Source organism: Kitasatospora sp. NPDC022856, assembly GCF_055561235.1.
This window is the reverse complement of the sequence record NZ_JBVHHE010000029.1, coordinates 1-16,105: the sequence shown is the minus strand read 5'-3', so window position 1 is coordinate 16,105 and position 16,105 is coordinate 1. Positions and strand designations below refer to the sequence as shown.

Annotated in this window: 16 protein-coding genes; 8 read left to right on the top strand and 8 right to left on the bottom strand. The window is 74.3% G+C overall.

The features are described from left to right. The first annotated feature begins 42 nt into the window (after window positions 1-42). The 4 genes from ACZ34W_RS29210 to ACZ34W_RS29195 are packed head-to-tail and all read left to right on the top strand — an operon-like array spanning window position 43 to window position 4,959. The gene (locus ACZ34W_RS29210; protein WP_329486088.1) at window positions 43-528 is read left to right on the top strand and encodes a cobalamin-dependent protein; all 486 of its coding nucleotides are present in this window, start codon (window positions 43-45) and stop codon (window positions 526-528) included. A 5-nt stretch (window positions 529-533) separates the two neighbouring features. Further along, entirely contained in the window at window positions 534-1,970 is a 1,437-nt protein-coding gene (locus ACZ34W_RS29205) for a methylaspartate mutase (RefSeq protein ID WP_465608333.1), read from the top strand. Then, window positions 1,967-3,907, top strand: a complete 1,941-nt coding sequence (locus tag ACZ34W_RS29200) for an FAD/NAD(P)-binding protein (protein ID WP_465608331.1) — start codon at window positions 1,967-1,969, stop codon at window positions 3,905-3,907. The genes ACZ34W_RS29205 and ACZ34W_RS29200 overlap by 4 nt, the downstream gene beginning before the upstream one ends. Window positions 3,908-3,957: 50 nt before the next feature. Continuing rightward, window positions 3,958-4,959 (top strand): methyltransferase, encoded by a 1,002-nt coding sequence (locus ACZ34W_RS29195; protein ID WP_329486092.1) that lies wholly within the window; start codon window positions 3,958-3,960, stop codon window positions 4,957-4,959. Window positions 4,960-5,096: 137 nt separating this feature from the next. On the opposite strand, the gene ACZ34W_RS29190 is transcribed toward ACZ34W_RS29195, so the two are convergent. Next, complete coding sequence (locus ACZ34W_RS29190; RefSeq protein WP_329486093.1) at window positions 5,097-5,630, bottom strand: winged helix-turn-helix transcriptional regulator; 534 nt, start codon at window positions 5,628-5,630, stop codon at window positions 5,097-5,099. A 120-nt stretch (window positions 5,631-5,750) separates the two neighbouring features. On the opposite strand from ACZ34W_RS29190, the gene ACZ34W_RS29185 reads away from it, so the two are divergent. Together ACZ34W_RS29185 and ACZ34W_RS29180 are read left to right on the top strand one after the other, a co-directional pair. Continuing rightward, a complete protein-coding gene (locus ACZ34W_RS29185) occupies window positions 5,751-7,226 on the top strand; it encodes an MFS transporter (RefSeq protein ID WP_465608329.1) in 1,476 nt (491 codons plus the stop codon). Beyond that, on the top strand, window positions 7,219-7,644 hold the full coding sequence (locus ACZ34W_RS29180) for a DUF427 domain-containing protein (protein WP_359837582.1): 426 nt from the start codon (window positions 7,219-7,221) through the stop codon (window positions 7,642-7,644). The genes ACZ34W_RS29185 and ACZ34W_RS29180 overlap by 8 nt, the downstream gene beginning before the upstream one ends. 138 nt (window positions 7,645-7,782) lie before the next feature. On the opposite strand, the gene ACZ34W_RS29175 is transcribed toward ACZ34W_RS29180, so the two are convergent. From ACZ34W_RS29175 to ACZ34W_RS29165, 3 genes are all read right to left on the bottom strand, one after another. Beyond that, complete coding sequence (locus ACZ34W_RS29175; protein WP_465608326.1) at window positions 7,783-8,610, bottom strand: class I SAM-dependent methyltransferase; 828 nt, start codon at window positions 8,608-8,610, stop codon at window positions 7,783-7,785. Window positions 8,611-8,725: 115 nt separating this feature from the next. After that, on the bottom strand, window positions 8,726-9,595 hold the full coding sequence (locus ACZ34W_RS29170) for a spermidine synthase (RefSeq protein WP_465608323.1): 870 nt from the start codon (window positions 9,593-9,595) through the stop codon (window positions 8,726-8,728). Beyond that, window positions 9,592-10,548 (bottom strand): alpha/beta hydrolase, encoded by a 957-nt coding sequence (locus ACZ34W_RS29165; RefSeq protein WP_465608321.1) that lies wholly within the window; start codon window positions 10,546-10,548, stop codon window positions 9,592-9,594. The genes ACZ34W_RS29170 and ACZ34W_RS29165 overlap by 4 nt, the downstream gene beginning before the upstream one ends. Window positions 10,549-10,816: 268 nt before the next feature. Between ACZ34W_RS29165 and ACZ34W_RS29160 the strand changes: the two genes are divergently transcribed. Continuing rightward, complete coding sequence (locus ACZ34W_RS29160) at window positions 10,817-12,238, top strand: selenium-binding protein SBP56-related protein (protein ID WP_465608319.1); 1,422 nt, start codon at window positions 10,817-10,819, stop codon at window positions 12,236-12,238. Between the two features lie 15 nt (window positions 12,239-12,253). On the opposite strand, the gene ACZ34W_RS29155 is transcribed toward ACZ34W_RS29160, so the two are convergent. The 4 genes from ACZ34W_RS29155 to ACZ34W_RS29140 all read right to left on the bottom strand — a co-directional run bounded on the left by ACZ34W_RS29155 (window position 12,254) and on the right by ACZ34W_RS29140 (window position 14,958). Further along, window positions 12,254-12,517 (bottom strand): hypothetical protein, encoded by a 264-nt coding sequence (locus tag ACZ34W_RS29155; protein WP_465608317.1) that lies wholly within the window; start codon window positions 12,515-12,517, stop codon window positions 12,254-12,256. 174 nt (window positions 12,518-12,691) lie between these two features. After that, complete coding sequence (locus tag ACZ34W_RS29150; protein WP_329492020.1) at window positions 12,692-13,129, bottom strand: DUF6114 domain-containing protein; 438 nt, start codon at window positions 13,127-13,129, stop codon at window positions 12,692-12,694. Window positions 13,130-13,332: 203 nt separating this feature from the next. Next, window positions 13,333-13,980, bottom strand: a complete 648-nt coding sequence (locus ACZ34W_RS29145; protein ID WP_329486101.1) for a DUF6230 family protein — start codon at window positions 13,978-13,980, stop codon at window positions 13,333-13,335. A gap of 138 nt (window positions 13,981-14,118) precedes the next feature. Then, window positions 14,119-14,958, bottom strand: a complete 840-nt coding sequence (locus ACZ34W_RS29140) for a TetR/AcrR family transcriptional regulator (RefSeq protein ID WP_465608315.1) — start codon at window positions 14,956-14,958, stop codon at window positions 14,119-14,121. Window positions 14,959-15,366: 408 nt separating this feature from the next. Here ACZ34W_RS29140 and ACZ34W_RS29135 point away from each other — a divergent pair, with 408 nt between their 5' ends. Then, window positions 15,367-16,038 carry a Tat pathway signal sequence domain protein gene (locus ACZ34W_RS29135; protein WP_329486103.1) on the top strand — a complete coding sequence of 224 codons (672 nt, stop codon included), beginning with the start codon at window positions 15,367-15,369 and terminating at the stop codon, window positions 16,036-16,038. The last annotated feature ends 67 nt before the right edge of the window (window positions 16,039-16,105 follow it).

The following is a 16,105-nucleotide window of genomic DNA, read 5'->3' as shown; positions in this document are numbered from 1 at the left end:
CCACCCCGTACCCGCCCGCACTCCACGGATAGGCGGTTCCCCATGCCCACGCCCATGCCCCTGCCCACCCGTCCGACCGGCGCCCCCGAACGCGGCGGCCGCCTGGTGATCCTCGGCGTCGCGGCCAGCGACAGCCACGCCGTCGCCAACCACCTGATCGCCCACGCCCTGCGCGCCGACGGCTTCACCGTCGTCAACCTCGGCACCTGCACCCCGGTCGACGAGTTCGCCGACGCGTGCGAGCGCCACCCGCAGGCCGAGGCCGTCCTCATCGGCAGCCTCAACGGACAGATCCACGAGGACCTGCACGGCCTCGCCGAGGCCAAGCGCTCCGGCCGCATCCACTGCCCGGTCGTGGTCGGCGGCAACCTCTCGGTCGGCAGCGTCAAGGACGAGTCCTCCGTCACCCGCCTCTACGACCTGGGCGTCGACCGCGTGCTCGCCAGCGCCGCCGACCTCGTCCCCACCCTCGACGCCCTGCACGCCCCCACCGCGTCCGACCGCGTCCCGGCCGCCGCCGCCCGGTGACCCCCGTGCCCACCGCCCCCGCGCCGCCCACCCTGGAGGAGTCGGCGGCCTACATCACCCGACTCGGCAAGCCCACCGCCGCCGAGGTGCTGGCCCGCGCCCGGACCAGCGGACGCACCGCCCTGCAGCCGCGCTGCGGGGTCGGCGGGCACCGCGAAATGGCCGTCCTGCTCAAGGAGCTGGAGACCGAAGGCCGCCCCGACCTGCTCACCCTCACCATCGACTCGCACACCCGGCTGCGCCGCTTCGAGCAGGCCGCCCGGGCCCTGCGCACCGACCACCGCACCCTCAACGGCTATCCGCTGGTCACCCACGGCTGGCAGCGCGGACGGGAGCTGAACGAACTGGTCGCCGTCCCGCTGGAGATCCGGCACGGCTCCCCCGACCCACGCGAACTCTTCGCCACCGCCGTGGCCTGCGGCATCACCTCCTTCGAGGGCGGCGGCATCTCCTACAACCTGCCCTACTCCAAGGACGTGCCCCTCGCCGACTCGCTGGCCGCCTGGACCGAGGTCGACCAGCTCTGCGGCGAACTCGCGCACCTGGGCGTGGTCATGGACCGGGAGCTGTTCGGCACCCTCACCGCGGTCCTGATCCCGCCGTCCATCAGCCTGGCCATCAGCGTGCTGGAGGCCGTCGCCGCGGCCGCGGCGGGCGTGCGGTGCGTCAGCGTCTCCTACCCGCAGAGCGGCCACCTCGCCCAGGACATCGCCGCCCTGCGCGCCGTGCCCGTCCTGGCCGCCCGCTACCTGCCCGCCGGCCTCGACGTCCACGCCGTGCTCCACGAGTTCATGGGCGTCTTCCCCCGCCGGCGCCACCACGCCGACGACCTCATCTTCTACGGCGCCATCACCGCCCGCCTGGGCGGCGCCTCCAAGCTCATCACCAAGACCTACCAGGAGGCCCACGGCATCCCCGACGCCGCCGCCAACGCCGCCGGGCTTCGCCTGGCCGCCGTCGCCCGCTCCCCCCTGCTCGACTTCATCACCGTCGACGAGGGCGCCGTCGACGAGGAACTGGAGTGGATCCTGCGCGAGACCGCCGAGATCGTGGAACCCGTCCTGGCCGCCCCGCGGTTGGACAGCGCGATCGTCACCGCCTTCGCCGCCGGCCGCCTCGACATCCCCTTCAGCGCCAGCCGCCACGCCCGCTCCGAGGTCATCCCGCGCCGCGACCGCGACGGCGCCGTGCGCTACCACTCCCCCGGCCGCCTGCCGCTCTCCCGCGCCAGCACCGAACGCAACCGCCGGCTGCTCGACGGCCCCGCCCGCCCCGGCGCCGGCACCACCGAGCTGCCCGGCTCGGAGCTCTTCCAGGCCCTGCGCCGCGACATCGACTACTTCCCCCTGCTGTTCGGCGAACTCCCCCAGGACACCGCCGCCCCGGGCGGCTCCGCCGCCGACAGCGCCACCTCCACCCCGGGAAAGGAACCCGCCCTGTGACCACCAGCCAAGCCATCCTCCGTGTCGGGATCGTGGGCGCCGGACCGCGCGGCGTCGTCGCCCTGGAGCGGCTGTGCGCCAACGCCGCGCTGGTGGCGCCCACGGTCCCCGTCGAGGTGCACCTCATCGACCCTTACCCCGCCGGCGGCGGCCGCGTCTGGCGACGCGACCAGGACCGCTCCCTGCTGATGAACACCGTCGCCTCCGACGTCACCGTCTTCACCGACGAGTCCGTCCCCTGCGAGGGCCCCATCCTGCCCGGCCCCACCCAGTACCAGTTCGCCCGCCTGGTCGCCGAGGGCCGCGTCACCGACGTCACCGACGCCGAACGCCAGGAGGCCTCCGGCATGCTGCCCTGGTCCTACGGCAGCCGCGCCTTCAACGGCGCCTACCTGCGCTGGGCCCTGCAGGAGATCATCCGCACCGCCCCCGCCCAGGTCACCGTCCACGTCCACGCCACCCGCGCCACCGCCGTCGACGACACCGACCGCGGCACCCAACTCCTGCACCTGGACGGCGAGGAGCAGCCCCTGGAGTGCGACGCCGTCGTCCTCGCCCAGGGCCACTTCGACGTCGCCCCGACCAAGGGCCAGCAGGACCTGAAGGACTTCGCCGACCGCCACGGCCTGCTCTACCGCGAACCCCTCAGCCCCGCCGAATGCGACCTCGACGCCATCCCGGCCGGCCGGCCCCTGGTGCTACGCGGCCTGGGTCTCAGCTTCTACGACTACGTCACCCTCTTCACCCAGGGCCGCGGCGGACGCTTCGAGCGCGACGGGGACGGCGTGCTCCAGTACCACCCGTCCGGCCGCGAACCGCTGCTGTACGCCGGCTCGGGGCGGGGCGTGCCCTACCTCGCCCGCGCCGAGGTGCACCTGGAGGTCGTCCCCCGCTACCAGCCGCGCTTCCTCACCGGCGAGGTCATCACCCGCCTGCGCCGCGCCGCCGGCCGGGGCGAACTGGACTTCCGCGCCGACCTGTGGCCCTACATCGCCAAGGAGGTCGGCTACGTCTACTACCGCAGCCGCCTCGCCGACGCGCCCGAGGCCGAGCGCGAGGGCTTCCTGGCCGCCTACGCCGACCTGGACTGGGACACCCCCGCCATGCGGCAGCTGATCACCGACCGGTTCGAGGACCCCGACCAGCACTGGGACTGGGACCAGGTCGACCGCCCCAGCCTGGAGCGCCGCTTCGCCGACCGCGCCGCCTACCGGGACTGGATCACCGGCCGCCTGGGCTGGGACCTCGAACAGTCCGCCATGGGCCCGGCCCGCAGCCCCTTCAAGGCCACCGCCGCCATCATGCGCGACCTGCGGGACGAGATCCGCCAGGTGATATCCCACCAGGGCCTGCGCGGCGGCTCCTACCGCGACCACGTGGACCGCTGGTTCAGCGGGCTCAACAACTACATCGCCAGCGGCCCGCCCACCGCCCGCGTCGAGGAGCTCGACGCCCTCGTGCGCGCCGGAACCGTCCACCTGGTCGGCCCGCGCATGAAGGTCGAGGCCGACGAGGCCACCGGGCGCTTCCTCGTCTCCTCCCCCTTCGTCGACGAGGCTCCGCTGGCCACCGAGGCCCTCCTGGAGGCCCACCTCGCCCTCACCGACGTGCGCCGCGCCACCGATCCGCTGCTGCGCCGCCTGATCGAGACCGGCGGGGCCCGCCCCCACGTCATCCCCGACGCGCAGGGCGAGCCCTACACCACCGGCGGCCTCGACGTCGCCGAGGTCTCCTTCCGCCTGCTCGACTCCGGGGGCACCGCCCACCGCGGCCGCTTCTCCTACGGCCCCCCGGTCGAGTCCGTCCAGTGGGTCACCGCCATCGGCGCCCGGCCCCACGTCGGTTCCCGCACCCTCATCCAGGGCGACGCCATCGCCCGCGGCTGCCTGCACACCGGCGTGGAGAACCTGCGCCGCCGTGCTCTCGCCCTCGCCTGACCGCACGTCCCTCCGGCCCCCCTTACCCCGATCGCAGGAGAGTCCCCACGATGACCGACACCGCCGCCCGCCGCATGATGGACCTGCTCATCGGCCCATGGGCCACCCAGGCCGTGCACACCGCCGCCACCCTGGGCCTGGCCGACCTCCTGGCCGCCGAGCCCGCCACCGCCGCCGAACTCGCCGAGCGCACCGACACCCACCAGCCCTCGCTGACCCGGCTGCTGCGCTTCCTCGTCGAGCTCGACGTGCTGGCCACCGACGCCGACGGCCGCTACCGGACCACCGACCTGGGCCGCACCCTGCGCACCGAGGAGCACGGCTCCATGCGCGACCTCGCCCTGCTCTACGGCGACGAGTTCTACGCCGGCTGGGGCCAGTTGCTGCACACCGTGCGCACCGGCGAGAACGCCTTCGAACACGTCCACGGCGCCGCCATGTACCCCTACTTCGCCCGCACCCCCGAGCTCACCGCCCGCTTCGACCGGGCGATGGCCGCCAGCTCCTCCTTCTTCGAGCCCGTCCCCGGTCTCTACGACTTCTCCCGCGCCCGTACCGTCGTCGACATAGCCGGCGGCAACGGCGCCCTGCTCACCACCGTGCTGCGCGCCCACCCCGCCCTGACCGGCGTCCTGTTCGACACCGCGCACGTCATCGAAGCCGCCCGTACGGAGCTCGCCGACTCCCCCGACGCCGACCGCATCGGCTTCGAGAGCGGCGACTACTACGAGAAGGTCCCCGCCGGCAGTGACGTCTACCTGCTCTCGCGCGTCCTGCACGGACGCGACGACGAGGCGTGCGTCCGGGTGCTGGAGCGCATCCGCGAGGCCGTCACCGCCGACGGCGCCCTGTTGATCATCGAGCGCGTCATCCCCGAGGACGGGACCCCGTCCCTGGCCGCCTGGTTCGACGTCCACATGCTCGCCATCGCCGGCGGCTTCGAGCGCAGCACCGCGGAGTACTCCGGCCTGCTGGAGCGGGCCGGCTTCACCCTCGCGGCGGTCCACGACCTGCCGCTGGACAGCCGGCTGCTGGTCGCCGAGCCGCGCTGACCCCGTACCCCGGACCCAGGACCTCGCCGTTGCCACTCTGCCGGGCCACGCGGGCGCGGCCGGCGCCGGACGGACCCGCCTGCCCAGCCCTCCGGGGCCGGGCGGGCGGGCGTTCGCGCGTGCGCCGGGCCGGCGGGTCAGTCCGCGTCGGGCGACACCAGCGTCAACAGCCGGTGCGGCTTGGCCAGCGCGCGCGAGACCGGGTCCTGGCGCAGCCGGGCCTGTGCGCTCGGGCCCGGCTGCATCGTGATGTGCTCGGGAGCGACCACTCCGCCGCACACCGGGCAGGCGCCCAGCGGGTCGAGCCGCGTCCCGCAGGCCGCGTGGCTGAAGACCGTGCGCGGCCCGCCGCTGGAGGCGTTGCGCTCCCCCCACTGCGCCAGCCCGTAGATCGGCTGCCACAGCTCGCGCCCGGCCGCCGTCAGGACGTAGCCGTAGCGCACCGGGGAGCTCTGGTAGGGCTCCTTGTGCAGCACGCCCGCGGCCACCAGGGCCTGCAGACGGCTGGTGAGGACCGCACGCGGGATGTCGAGGTGAGCGAGGAAGTCGTTGAAGCGGTGGACCCCGTAGAAGGCGTCGCGGACGATCAGCAGACTCCAGCGCTCCCCCACCACCTCCAGCGCCCGGGCGAGCGAGCAGTCCTGCTGTGCGTAATCGGTTCCGAGCGCCATGCGGACCAGTCTAGCCGAAGGTTCCTTCACCGAACCCGGCGTGATAGATTCAGTTGAGTTCAATGAACAGACCTTAGATCGGACCCTCTCCCACCTCCCATCGCAGCGAGGACCACCCCGATGACGCCCAGCCCGCCGCCCCAGGGCCGCCGCCCGGCCCTCACCCTCTCGATCGCCGCCTTCGGCACCCTCCTCGTCCTCGTCGACTACACCTCCCCGCTCACCACCCTGTCGCCCACCGCCGCCGACCTCGGCCTCGGCTCCTCCGCCCAGACCTGGGTGCTCACCGGCACCCTGGTCGGCCTGGCCGCCCTGCTCCTCACCATGGGCAGTGCCGCCGACGACTACGGCCGCAAGCGGGTCTTCGGCGCCGGCGCGGTGCTGCTCCTGATCTCCACCGCCGTCTCCGCGGCCGCCACCGGCCCCACCCAGTTCCTGATCGGCCGCGTCCTCCAGGGCTGTGCCGCGGCGGCCGTGCTCGCCCCCACCCTCGGCCTGATCGGCCACGTCTACCCGGTCGGCCCCGGCCGGGTGCGGGCGCTCGGCATGTGGGGCGCCTCGGTGGGCCTGGGCATCGCCGTCGGCCCGGTCTACGCGGCGCTGCTGGAGCGCGCCGGCGGCTGGCGCTCGGTGTACTGGGTGCTCTCGGTGCTGTCCGCCCTGCTGATCGCGCTCACCGCGTACGGCTTGCAGGAGTCCCGCAACGACCGGCCCCGCAAGCTCGACCTGCTGGGCGTCGCCACCCTCGGCGCCGGTGCCTCCTGCCTCATCGCCGGCCTCGCCGAGGGCCGGCACGGCTGGGGCCGCACCCCCGTCCTGCTCCTGCTCGGCCTCGGCGTGCTGCTGCTCGTGCTGTTCGTCCTGGTCGAGGCCAGGATCGCCGAACCGATGCTCGACCTCGCGCTGTTCCGCAGCCCCGGCTTCATCGCCTCCAGCGGCGGCGCGCTGTTCACCGGCCTGGCCATCGTCGGCCTGATGAGCTACCTGCCGATGGCCCTCCAGAAGTCCGCCGGGGAGACCCCCCTGGTGGCCTCCCTGGTGCTCGCGATCTGGTCCGGCCTGTCCGTCGTCTCCGCCCTCCAGGCCCGCCGCCTCGCCAACCGGATGTCCGCCACCACCCAGGTCGCCGCCTCCCTGCTGCTGTGCGGCATCGGCGAGGCCGCCCTCTACGGCATGACCCCCGACGGCTCCTGGACGCACTTCGCCCCCGGCCTGGTGCTCGCCGGCGTCGGCAGCGGCGTCCTCAACGCGGCCCTCGCCCGGCTGGCCGTCAGCAGCGTGCCCGCCGACCGCGCGGCCATGGGTTCGGGCGCCAACAACACCGCCCGCTACCTGGGTTCGGCCCTAGGCGTCGCCATCACGCTGACCGTCGCCGGCCAGGCCACCGACGACCGCGGGCCGCGCTACGCGATGGCCGCCGGGACCGACCACGCCGTCCTGGTCGCCGCGGTGCTGTGCGCGGTCGGGGCGGGCGTGGCCCTGTGGGCGCGCTTCGCCGAAGCCCGCACCCCCGCCGCCGCGCCGCCACCCGGCGGCACCGCGGGCGGCGCGGGCACGGCGGGCACGGTCCAGAGCCCGGCGGTGTCCCGTGGCTGACCAGCGCTCCGACCACGGCACCCGGCCCGGCGCCGCCCCGGACCTCTCCGCCGCCGGCTCCGTGCACCACATCAACGCCGGCATCCTGGTGGAGCCCGGACGCGGCCGGATCGTCGTGCGCGCCGGTGACACCGTGCTCGCCGACAGCCAGCGGCCGATCGTGGTCCTGGAGGGCCGCTACCCCGTCCGCTACTACATCCCGCCCGAGGACGTGCGCCGCGAACTGCTCGCCCCCTCCTGGGAGAGCACCTACTGCCCCTACAAGGGCAACGCCGTGCACTACGCGCTCGCCTCCCACGGCGAGGGCGGCTCCATCGCCTGGTCCTACCCCGTCCCGCTGAGCGGCATGGAGGCCCTGACCGGGCTGATCGCCTTCTACCAGGAACGCGTCGACATCGACGTCGAGCCCTCCGACTGACCCCGGGTCACCCCGGCGCCGTCAGGCCCGCCCCACCCGGGGGCGGGCCTGACGGCGTCTCACACCGGGGACGGCGCTGGGCCAGGGCGCCTCGCTGGTGCCGAGGCCCCCTCCTGATCCACCGGGGGATCCCGCCGGCTACGGCTGCCCGGCGAAGTCCAGGACGGTGACCGAGGGGCGGTGGGTGGCCAGCGGTGGGACGGTGAGGGCGAGCGGGAGGAGGACCCCGAGCAGGCCTCGGGCGCCGACCGGCCGGACGTCGCGCACCGCGGCCACCGCCGGACTCGCGGTGCGCAGCCCGCCCCGCTCGCGGGCGTCCATCGCCCACGGCATCGGCGGCGGCTCGTAGTCGTGGGAGCGCATCCTCCCGGTCAGGGTGAGCCGGCTGAACCAGCGCGGTACGGCGTCCAGCACCAGCGAGCCGCCGGCGAAGCGTTCGGCGCAGCCCGCGATCAGGGCCTTCACCCGGGGCGGCGGGAGGTACATCAGCAGGCCCTGGGTGGTGATCAGGACCGCCTGGTCGCGGTCCACCTCCTCGGTCCAGCCCAGCTCGGTGGCATCGGCGGCCAGGTAGCGCTGGCGCGGGCCGGGCGGGAGCAGTTGCTCGCGCAGGGCCACCGACTCGGGCAGGTCCACGGTGAGCCACCGGGCCCGCCCGTTGTCGACCCGCCAGTACTGGGTCTCCAGCCCCTCGCCCAGGCAGACCACGGTGCCGCGCGGCTCCCGGGCCAGGAAGTCGGCGACCTCGCGGTCGAAGCAGGCCGCCCGGAGCGCCTGGAGCTGGGCGGACAGGGCGCTCGCGCCGAAGCGCTCGGCGAAGGGGAAGTCGATCCGCTCGACCAGCTGGACGGCCTTCGGGTCGTCGAGCACGGTGTCCGGCCGCCGGGCCTCCACCGCCCGGTGCCAGAGCGTCCACAGGGCCGTCTCCGGCACTTCCCCCAGCTCGGGCCGCTCGCCGCTGCTCATCACGCGCTCCCTCGGACTCTCGGACGTGCTCCTGGCTCGGACCCGCCGATTCTGACACCGCGGGGCGTGAACCAGGGCGCGCGGCGCTCCGGCGCGCCGGGCGCGCGGCAGCCCGTCAGCCGACGCTGAAGGCGCCGTCCGGGGGCGGCGGGGAGTCCGTCGCCGCCGCGTCGGTGACCGCCGCCGTGCGGCCGGTGAAGGCGGCCAGGTCGGCGCCCTCGGTGAGCCGGGCGGGGAAGATGTCCGCGGCGAGACGGCGCGAGAGGTCGGCCACCGGGAGCGGACCGGTGGAGCCGGCCAGCAGGATGTTGCCGTAGCGGCGGCCGCGCAGCACCGGCGCCTCGGCGATCAGGCAGGCCTCCGGGAAGACGGCGCGCACCGTCGCCGCCTGGGCGCGGGCGAAGGCGAGCGGCGGGCCGTCCGCGAGGTTGGCGGCGTAGCAGCCGCCGGGGCGCAGCGCGGCGGCCGCCAGCCGGAGGAACTCCACCGAGGTGAGGTGCGCCGGGGTGCGCGACCCGTGGAAGACGTCGGCGACGACGAGGTCCAGCGAGCCGGCCGGGACGGCCGCCAGGGCCGCCCGCGCGTCGCCGACCGTCGTCGTGATGTCCGCCCCCGGGCCCTGCCACGGCAGGTGCTCCTCGACGAACGCGAGCAGCGGGCCGTCGACCTCGGCCACCCGCTGGCGCGAGCCGGGGCGGGTGGCGGCGAGGTAGCGGGGCAGGGTGAGGGCGCCGCCGCCCAGGTGGAGCACGTCGACCGGCCGCCCGGCGGGGGCGAGGGCGTCGACCAGGTGGCCGATCCGCCGGGTGTACTCGAACTCCAGGTGGGTCGGGTCGCCGAGGTCGACGTAGGACTGCGGGGTGCCGTCGAGGGTCAGCAGCCAGCCGCCGTCGCGGTCGATGTCGGGCATGAGCTTGGCGTACCCGAGGTCGGTCGGCCGCCCGACCGGGACCGCCTCCTCCTCGTGCGGGCCCGGCGGGTTCATCCGGACGCCGGCAGGTAGGCGCCGAGCCAGCGGTCGAGCTCGGTGAAGACCTGGGTGCGGGCGGACTCGCCGGACAGCACGAGGTCGTGCATGCCGTCCTCGATCCGCACGATCGTGACGTGCCGGCCCAGGCGCGGGCCCTGGGCGGCGATGTCGTCGGCCCGCAGCACGGCGTCGGCGTGGTGCAGCCCGGCCTGCCAGGTGGTGGTGGCGATCGAGGCGGTGGAGGCCATCAGCAGCACGGGGACGTCGATGCCGAGCCCGCGCCGGACGCGGCGCTGGCCGCGGTCGATGGCGGCCAGCCAGCCGGCGTAGAGCGGGAAGCCCTCGGCCGGCTTGAGGCCCAGGTCGAAGTCCCATTCGCCGCGGTGGTCGCGGTGCAGGCTGTGCACGTAGTGCGGGTTGAGCGTGGAGGGCAGCTTGCGGGTGGCGGCGAGGCGGCCGAGGGCCTGCACGGCGGGGCCGCCGAGGGTGCGGACGGCCGGGGCGGCGGGCATCGAGAGGAACGGGCTGTTGAGGAAGAGTCCGTCGACCACGCCCCGCCCGGCGCGGCGCCCGGCCCACAGGGCGGTCACCAGGCCGCCGGTGGAGTGGCCGTTGACCAGCAGTTCGCGGTGCCCGTCGGTCTCCCGGACGACCCGCACCGCGGCGTCGAGTTCCTCGTCGTAGGCGGCGAGGTCGCGGACGAAGTTCGGCGACTGGTGCGGGCGCAGCGAGCGGCCGTACTTGCGCAGGTCGAGGGCGTAGAAGGAGAAGCCGCGCTCGACGAAGTGGTCGGCGAGGTGGGTCTGGAAGAAGTAGTCCACGTACCCGTGGACGTAGAGCACCGCGCGGTCGCTGCCCGGGACGAGCCGGCGTACCAGGGTGGCGCTGACGGCGCCCTCCTCGTCGGGGGCGAGCGGCAGCTCGACCGCCTCGTAGGGGGCACCCAGGATGTCTTCTCGGAACTCCATGTCCGCCGTACCCGTTCTCTGCTCCGCCTGCCGTGGCAGGACCGCCCATCCGGAGCACCGACGATACCGGCCGGTAGCTCCGCCCTGCTCGGCGGGCGCCGCCCCCGGGCGCGGCGAAAGGTCCGGCGGACCGCGCCGGCGGGCCGCGCGGCGGGGCCGGACCGGACTGCTCCGCCCCCGATGCGCCTGCTGTGCGCCCGCGGTTCTGTGACACGCTGCCCGGGCCACTGTCACCTTCCTTGCCCGCGAGGCGAGTTGAGGAGCGAACATGCCGCACGGAGACCATCCGCAGCCGGGCCACCGCGACCCCTCCCTCTACCGCACAGCGGCGGAGGCGATCGCCGCACCGCCGGAGCGGCTGGCCTACGTCGCCGGATTCGACCGGTCGGCGCAGCGGCCGGACGCGCTGATCACCGTGGACACCGATCCGGCCTCGCCGAGCTACGGCCGGGTGCTGAACTTCGCCGAGCTGCCGGGGCTCGGTGACGAGCTGCACCACTTCGGCTGGAACGCCTGCTCCAGCGCGCTCGCGCACGCCTGCCACCGGAACCCGGAGCGGCGCTACCTGCTGCTGCCCGGGCTGCGCTCCTCCCGGCTGCACGTGATGGACACCCGGCCGGACCCGGTGCGGCCGCGGCTGGTGAAGACCGTCCCGGCCGAGGAGCTGGCGGCCAGAGCGGGGTACTCCCGCCCGCACACGCTGCACTGCGGGCCGGACGGCGTCTTCCTGTCCTGCCTCGGCAGCGGGGACGGCGCCGACGGGCCGGGCGGGGTGGCGCTGCTCGACCACACCACCTTCGACGTCCTGCGGGCCTGGGAGACGGAGCGCGGACCACAGCACTTCGCCTACGACGTCTGGTGGCACCTGGGGACCAACGTGGGCGTCACGAGCGAGTGGGGCACGCCGTGGATGGTCGAGGACGGCGTGGTGCCGGAGCTGCTGCTGGGCCGCAAGTACGGGCACGCGCTGCACTTCTGGGAGCTCGACTCGGGGCGGCACCTGCAGCGGGTCGACCTCGGCGACCAGTACCAGATGGTGCTGGAGCTGCGGCCGGCGCACGACCCGCAGGCGGAGTGGGGCTTCGTCGGCGTGGTGGCCAACGTCGAGGACCTCTCCTCCTCGGTCTGGCTCTGGTACCGGGAGGGGGCGGCCTTCACCGCGCGCAAGGTGATCGAGATACCGGCCGAGCCGGCGAAGCCGGAGGACCTGCCGCCGGCGCTGCAACCGTTCGGCGCGGTGCCGCCGCTGGTGACGGACCTCAACCTGTCGGTGGACGACCGCTGGTTGTACGTATCCGCCTGGGGCACCGGGGAGTTGTTCCAGTTCGACGTCTCGGACCCGTTCCACCCGCGCCCGGCGGGCTCGGTGCGGCTCGGCGGGGTGGCCGCGCGGACGCCGCACCCGGCCGAGCCCGGCCGACCGCTGAGCGGTGGCCCGCAGATGGTCGAGATCAGCCGGGACGGCCGGCGGCTCTACCTCACCAACTCGCTGTACGGCGCCTGGGACGACCAGTTCTACCCGGACGGCATCGAGCCCTGGATCATCAAGCTGGACGCGGACACCGAGGCGGGCGGACTCAGCGTCGACCCGCACTTCTACCCGCACGGCGCGGAGTTCGGCGGTCTGCGGGTGCACCAGACCCACCTGGCGGGCGGCGACGCCTCCTCGGACTCGTACTGCTTCCGCTGAGGTCGGGGCCGGGGCTCAGCGCCGCGCCTGGAGCGGGCCATGGCGGTCGCGGGCGGGCGGCAGACCGGTGGCGACCGGCCGCGGGTCGCGTGGGTCCTCCCCGGGCAGCGGCGGGCCGAGCCGCAGTGCGTCGCCGACGGCGGTGTGCTCGACCAGGGCCTCGCCGACGCCGCCCGGACCACTGCGGCGCACCTCGAACCCCACCTCGTTGTCCGCTTCCTCCGGCGGGCAGCGCATCGCGTACTGCCGCCAGCTGTGCGGCAGCCGCGGGTGTTCCACGGTGCCGTACTGGCCGGCCCGGCCGGACCGGCCCACCGGCCTCGTCGGGCCCCCGTGTTCAGGACTTCCGACCCCGCCGTCCGCACCAGGGGCGGCACCCTGACGGGCGCGGTGTCCCGCCTCCGGTGCTCTCCCTTCACCGCAGGCGGGACGCCGCGCCGTCGCCGGCCCGGCTCAGGCTCCGGCCGGGCCGGCCGCTTCGCCCCCGGTCGCGCGGCGCAGCCGGCGCCGGCGTGGGGGCTGGTCGGGCAGCCATCCGAAGGTCAGGCAGGCACCCACCACTCCGAGGATCATGCCGATCAGGAAGCCCCCCAGGTTGGAGGTGACCCAGCTGGCCAGCGAGCTGATCACCGCGAGCACGGAGTAGAACAACCGCTGGGCCGGGTTGAACAGGATCAGCACGCCGCAGATCGCCATCACGGCCGGTACCAGGTAGCCGGCCATCCCCTGCATCCCGATGTGCAGGATGACCGGCAGCGGTGCCTTCAGCGTGAAGAGGACCTCGGCGCCGCCCAGCAGCACCAGCAGACCGCCCCAGAACGGCCGCCGGCCCCGCCAGGCGCGCCAGCCACGCCCGGTGAGCGACGGCCCGGCGGGACCGGCGGACGCCACGGGCGTCGACGGCGGTGCGGGCGCGACGGCCACCGTGCTCGCGGCAGCGTCGGCGCCGGAAGCACCGGAAGCACTGGAAGCGCCCGGAGCAGCGGAGCCACCGCCGGCACCGGACACCCCGGCGCCGACGGCCGCCCCGGCCTCCGCGGCATCGGCGCCCCGCCCGGCCGGGCCGGCGCCGTCGGGTACAGGATCGGTCACCGTCAGCAGCCCTCCGAGCTGAAGCTCAGCCGCAGGTGGGGGAGCTTGAACGCACCCGCGGTGGTGGCGTAGTTGTGCTGCCGCAGGTTGTTGATGGTGACGGTGTCGGCCTGTTGCCCGAACACGCCCGGCAGGCCCTGGACGCCCGCCTTGGTGTAGGTGCTGGCGTCCCCGCCGATCTCGATGTTCTTGAAGGACGCGTCACCGGAGAGCATGTCCGAGTCGGTGGTCAGGTCGGTGGCGGTGACGGGGGTGCCGTCGTCGCCGGCCTTGATCAGCAGATTGATGCCGCCGAGGTCGACGCTCTGGCAGAGCTTGGTGAGCTGGGCCTGCTTGATCGCCGAGACGGCGACCAGGACCTGCCCGCCGGTGTCACCCTCGTTGGGGCTGCCCTCGATCATGTGGTCCAGGCTGCCGAACTGTTCGAAGCCGACGCCCTCCAGACTGTCCGCCGTGACGGTGAACGGCATGCCGGAGATGGCGAACTGGGCGGCGAGGACACCCTGCGCGGTGAGGGTCATCAGGACGGCGCCGGCGACGACGGCCGGTACCGCCATCAGGGCGGTGCGCCGGAGGCGGACCCGCCCTCTCGACTCGACGGGCGCGTCGGTGCTTTCGGGCGTGGGGGCGGCGTCATCGGACGTGGCCATGTGTGCTCCCTAGGGTGGTGGGATGTGCAGGCACTGGCACGTTGTCCTGGCGCGGACAGCGTTCTGCGGTCCGGCCGGGTGGGCCGCCCCTCGGCAGCGGGGCGGGCCCGGTCGGACCGCAGATGGATTACTGGGAAGCTACTGCTCAGTAGACGGCGGGTCAATACGGGTGCACGAAGGATCATCGTCCGCGACCGAAGGGCCCGCTTCCAGGGCCGGTTCCGAAGCCGGAACGGGAGCCGGGACGGGAGCCAAGGCAGGCGCCGGCACCAGGTCCTGAGCCGCGGCCAGCCGCCGGGCGGCCTCCTCCGGACCGAGGAAGGGCGCCAGGCAGAACAGGCTCAACATCGGCAGTTCGGCCGGGAGTTCGCCGGTCCGACCGGCGTCGACACAGCGGTAGAGGGTGCTGTAGACGCCACCGACCACCGCGTCCACCAGCGGCTGCGCCTCGATGCCGCACGGCAGTGGGGGCACTTCGGCGAAGAACGCCCGGAACCGGGTGAGGAGTTGCTCGCGCTCACGGCGGCCGGCCGGGCCGACCGACTCCACCTCGATCACCGCCATGGTGGCGAAGGCGGGGACGCGGGCCAGCAGGTCGAGCATCGCGCGCAGGGCGTCGTGGATCCCGGCGCACCAGTTCGGGGCCGCCGCGAAGGCCGCCGCCATCCGCCGGATCACCACGCCGGTGCCGTGCCGGTGGGTGGCCAGGAAGGCGTCCTCCTTGCCGCTGAACAGCTCGTAGAAGACCGGCCTGGTCACCCCGGCCGCGCGGCAGATGTCGCTCACCGTCGCCCGCTGGTAGCCGTGCTCGGCCACGGTGTGGACCAGCCCGTCGAGCAGGCGTTCCCGCTGGGTGGCGGCGACCACGCCGGGGGGCAGCCGGCTCGGGCCGCGCTTGATCGACCGCGCCGGGTCACGGCCGGTCCGCGCCCCGGGCAGCAGCAGTGCCTCGGCACCGTGAACGGCATCCAGGTCCATCGCCAACTCCTGTGCTCAGTATTGACATTGACGCAAGGGCTGGTTTACAACACTCGCAGGTTTCCAATCGAACGGCGCTGAGCCGACGGAAACCTCCACGCGTTCCGACTGTTCAGTATGGCGAACGCATGCCCGGCGGTGGCAGCCGTCGACGTGCACCACTCAGGCACCTCATCGCACGGCCCGCACCGCCGCGGTCCCCCGCACCACCGCACCTCCCGCACCTCCTCGCCGGACGGCGGGGCCCGTGGCGCCGGGCCCGCCGACGGCACCGGACGCGTGTCCGCAGGTTCTCAGCACCCCCACTCCGCTCCACCCTGCCGCGTGCACCGCGGCAGCTCCCGCCGCGCGATCCCAGCGCGAATCCGCGGGCTCGCCCACCCAGCTCGTACGGAGAGAGGCACCCTCATGCGCATCAGCCGCACCCTCGGCGCCGCGGCCCTGGCCGCCGTCGCCCTGGCGACCGCAGCCGTCACCCCGGCCCAGGCCGCCGGTTCAGCCGTGCTGACCCACACCTCCGTCGGCGGCCCCGCCGTCGCCGTCGGCGACGTCCTGACCGCCAACCTGGTCCCCGGCAGCTACGCCACCTTCTACTCCAGTGCCACCGGCACGAGCGGCATCAAGTGCGCCGTCTCCGCCTTCTCCGCCACGGTGACCAGCAACCCGGCGGCCCCGGGCGTGGCCACCGAGAGCCTCAACAGCCACACCTTCAGCTCCTGCACCGCGAACGTCATCGGTGTCACCGGCGTCAAGAGCATCACGGTCAACAACCTGCCGTACACCAACTCGGTCAGCGACGCGGCCGGCAACCCCGTGACGCTCAGCCCGACGGCGGCCGGTCCGCTGCAGACCACGGTCGTGCTGAACACCATCCTCGGTACCACCACCTGCGTCTACCGCGCGCCCGGCAGCATCTCCGGCACCACCGACAACGCCGGCCAGACCATCGGGTTCGCCTCCCAGGCGTTCGCCAAGGTGTCCGGCCCGAGCACCTGCTTCGCCACCGGCTACTTCACCGCCACCTACGGGCCGGTGATCGACAGCTCGGTCGCGGGCAACCCGCACGTCTACATCAACTGACCCTCTGCGCAGAGCAGTAGGCGGAAGACGACGGGGAGCGGCGTGCGGCAGTCATGACTGCCGCACG

Bases quoted from the DNA above. Each gene is read 5' to 3' on its own strand.
- ACZ34W_RS29190 (WP_329486093.1), bottom strand. From the start codon at position 5,630: ATGGCGCTCGGAACCGATTACGCACAGCAGGACTGCTCGCTCGCCCGG.
- ACZ34W_RS29140 (WP_465608315.1), bottom strand. From the start codon at position 14,958: ATGGACCTGGATGCCGTTCACGGTGCCGAGGCACTGCTGCTGCCCGGG.
- ACZ34W_RS29145 (WP_329486101.1), bottom strand. From the start codon at position 13,980: ATGGCCACGTCCGATGACGCCGCCCCCACGCCCGAAAGCACCGACGCG.
- ACZ34W_RS29195 (WP_329486092.1), top strand. From the start codon at position 3,958: ATGACCGACACCGCCGCCCGCCGCATGATGGACCTGCTCATCGGCCCA.
- ACZ34W_RS29160 (WP_465608319.1), top strand. From the start codon at position 10,817: ATGCCGCACGGAGACCATCCGCAGCCGGGCCACCGCGACCCCTCCCTC.
- ACZ34W_RS29210 (WP_329486088.1), top strand. From the start codon at position 43: ATGCCCACGCCCATGCCCCTGCCCACCCGTCCGACCGGCGCCCCCGAA.
- ACZ34W_RS29135 (WP_329486103.1), top strand. From the start codon at position 15,367: ATGCGCATCAGCCGCACCCTCGGCGCCGCGGCCCTGGCCGCCGTCGCC.
- ACZ34W_RS29185 (WP_465608329.1), top strand. From the start codon at position 5,751: ATGACGCCCAGCCCGCCGCCCCAGGGCCGCCGCCCGGCCCTCACCCTC.
- ACZ34W_RS29165 (WP_465608321.1), bottom strand. From the start codon at position 10,548: ATGGAGTTCCGAGAAGACATCCTGGGTGCCCCCTACGAGGCGGTCGAG.
- ACZ34W_RS29175 (WP_465608326.1), bottom strand. From the start codon at position 8,610: ATGAGCAGCGGCGAGCGGCCCGAGCTGGGGGAAGTGCCGGAGACGGCC.
- ACZ34W_RS29170 (WP_465608323.1), bottom strand. From the start codon at position 9,595: ATGAACCCGCCGGGCCCGCACGAGGAGGAGGCGGTCCCGGTCGGGCGG.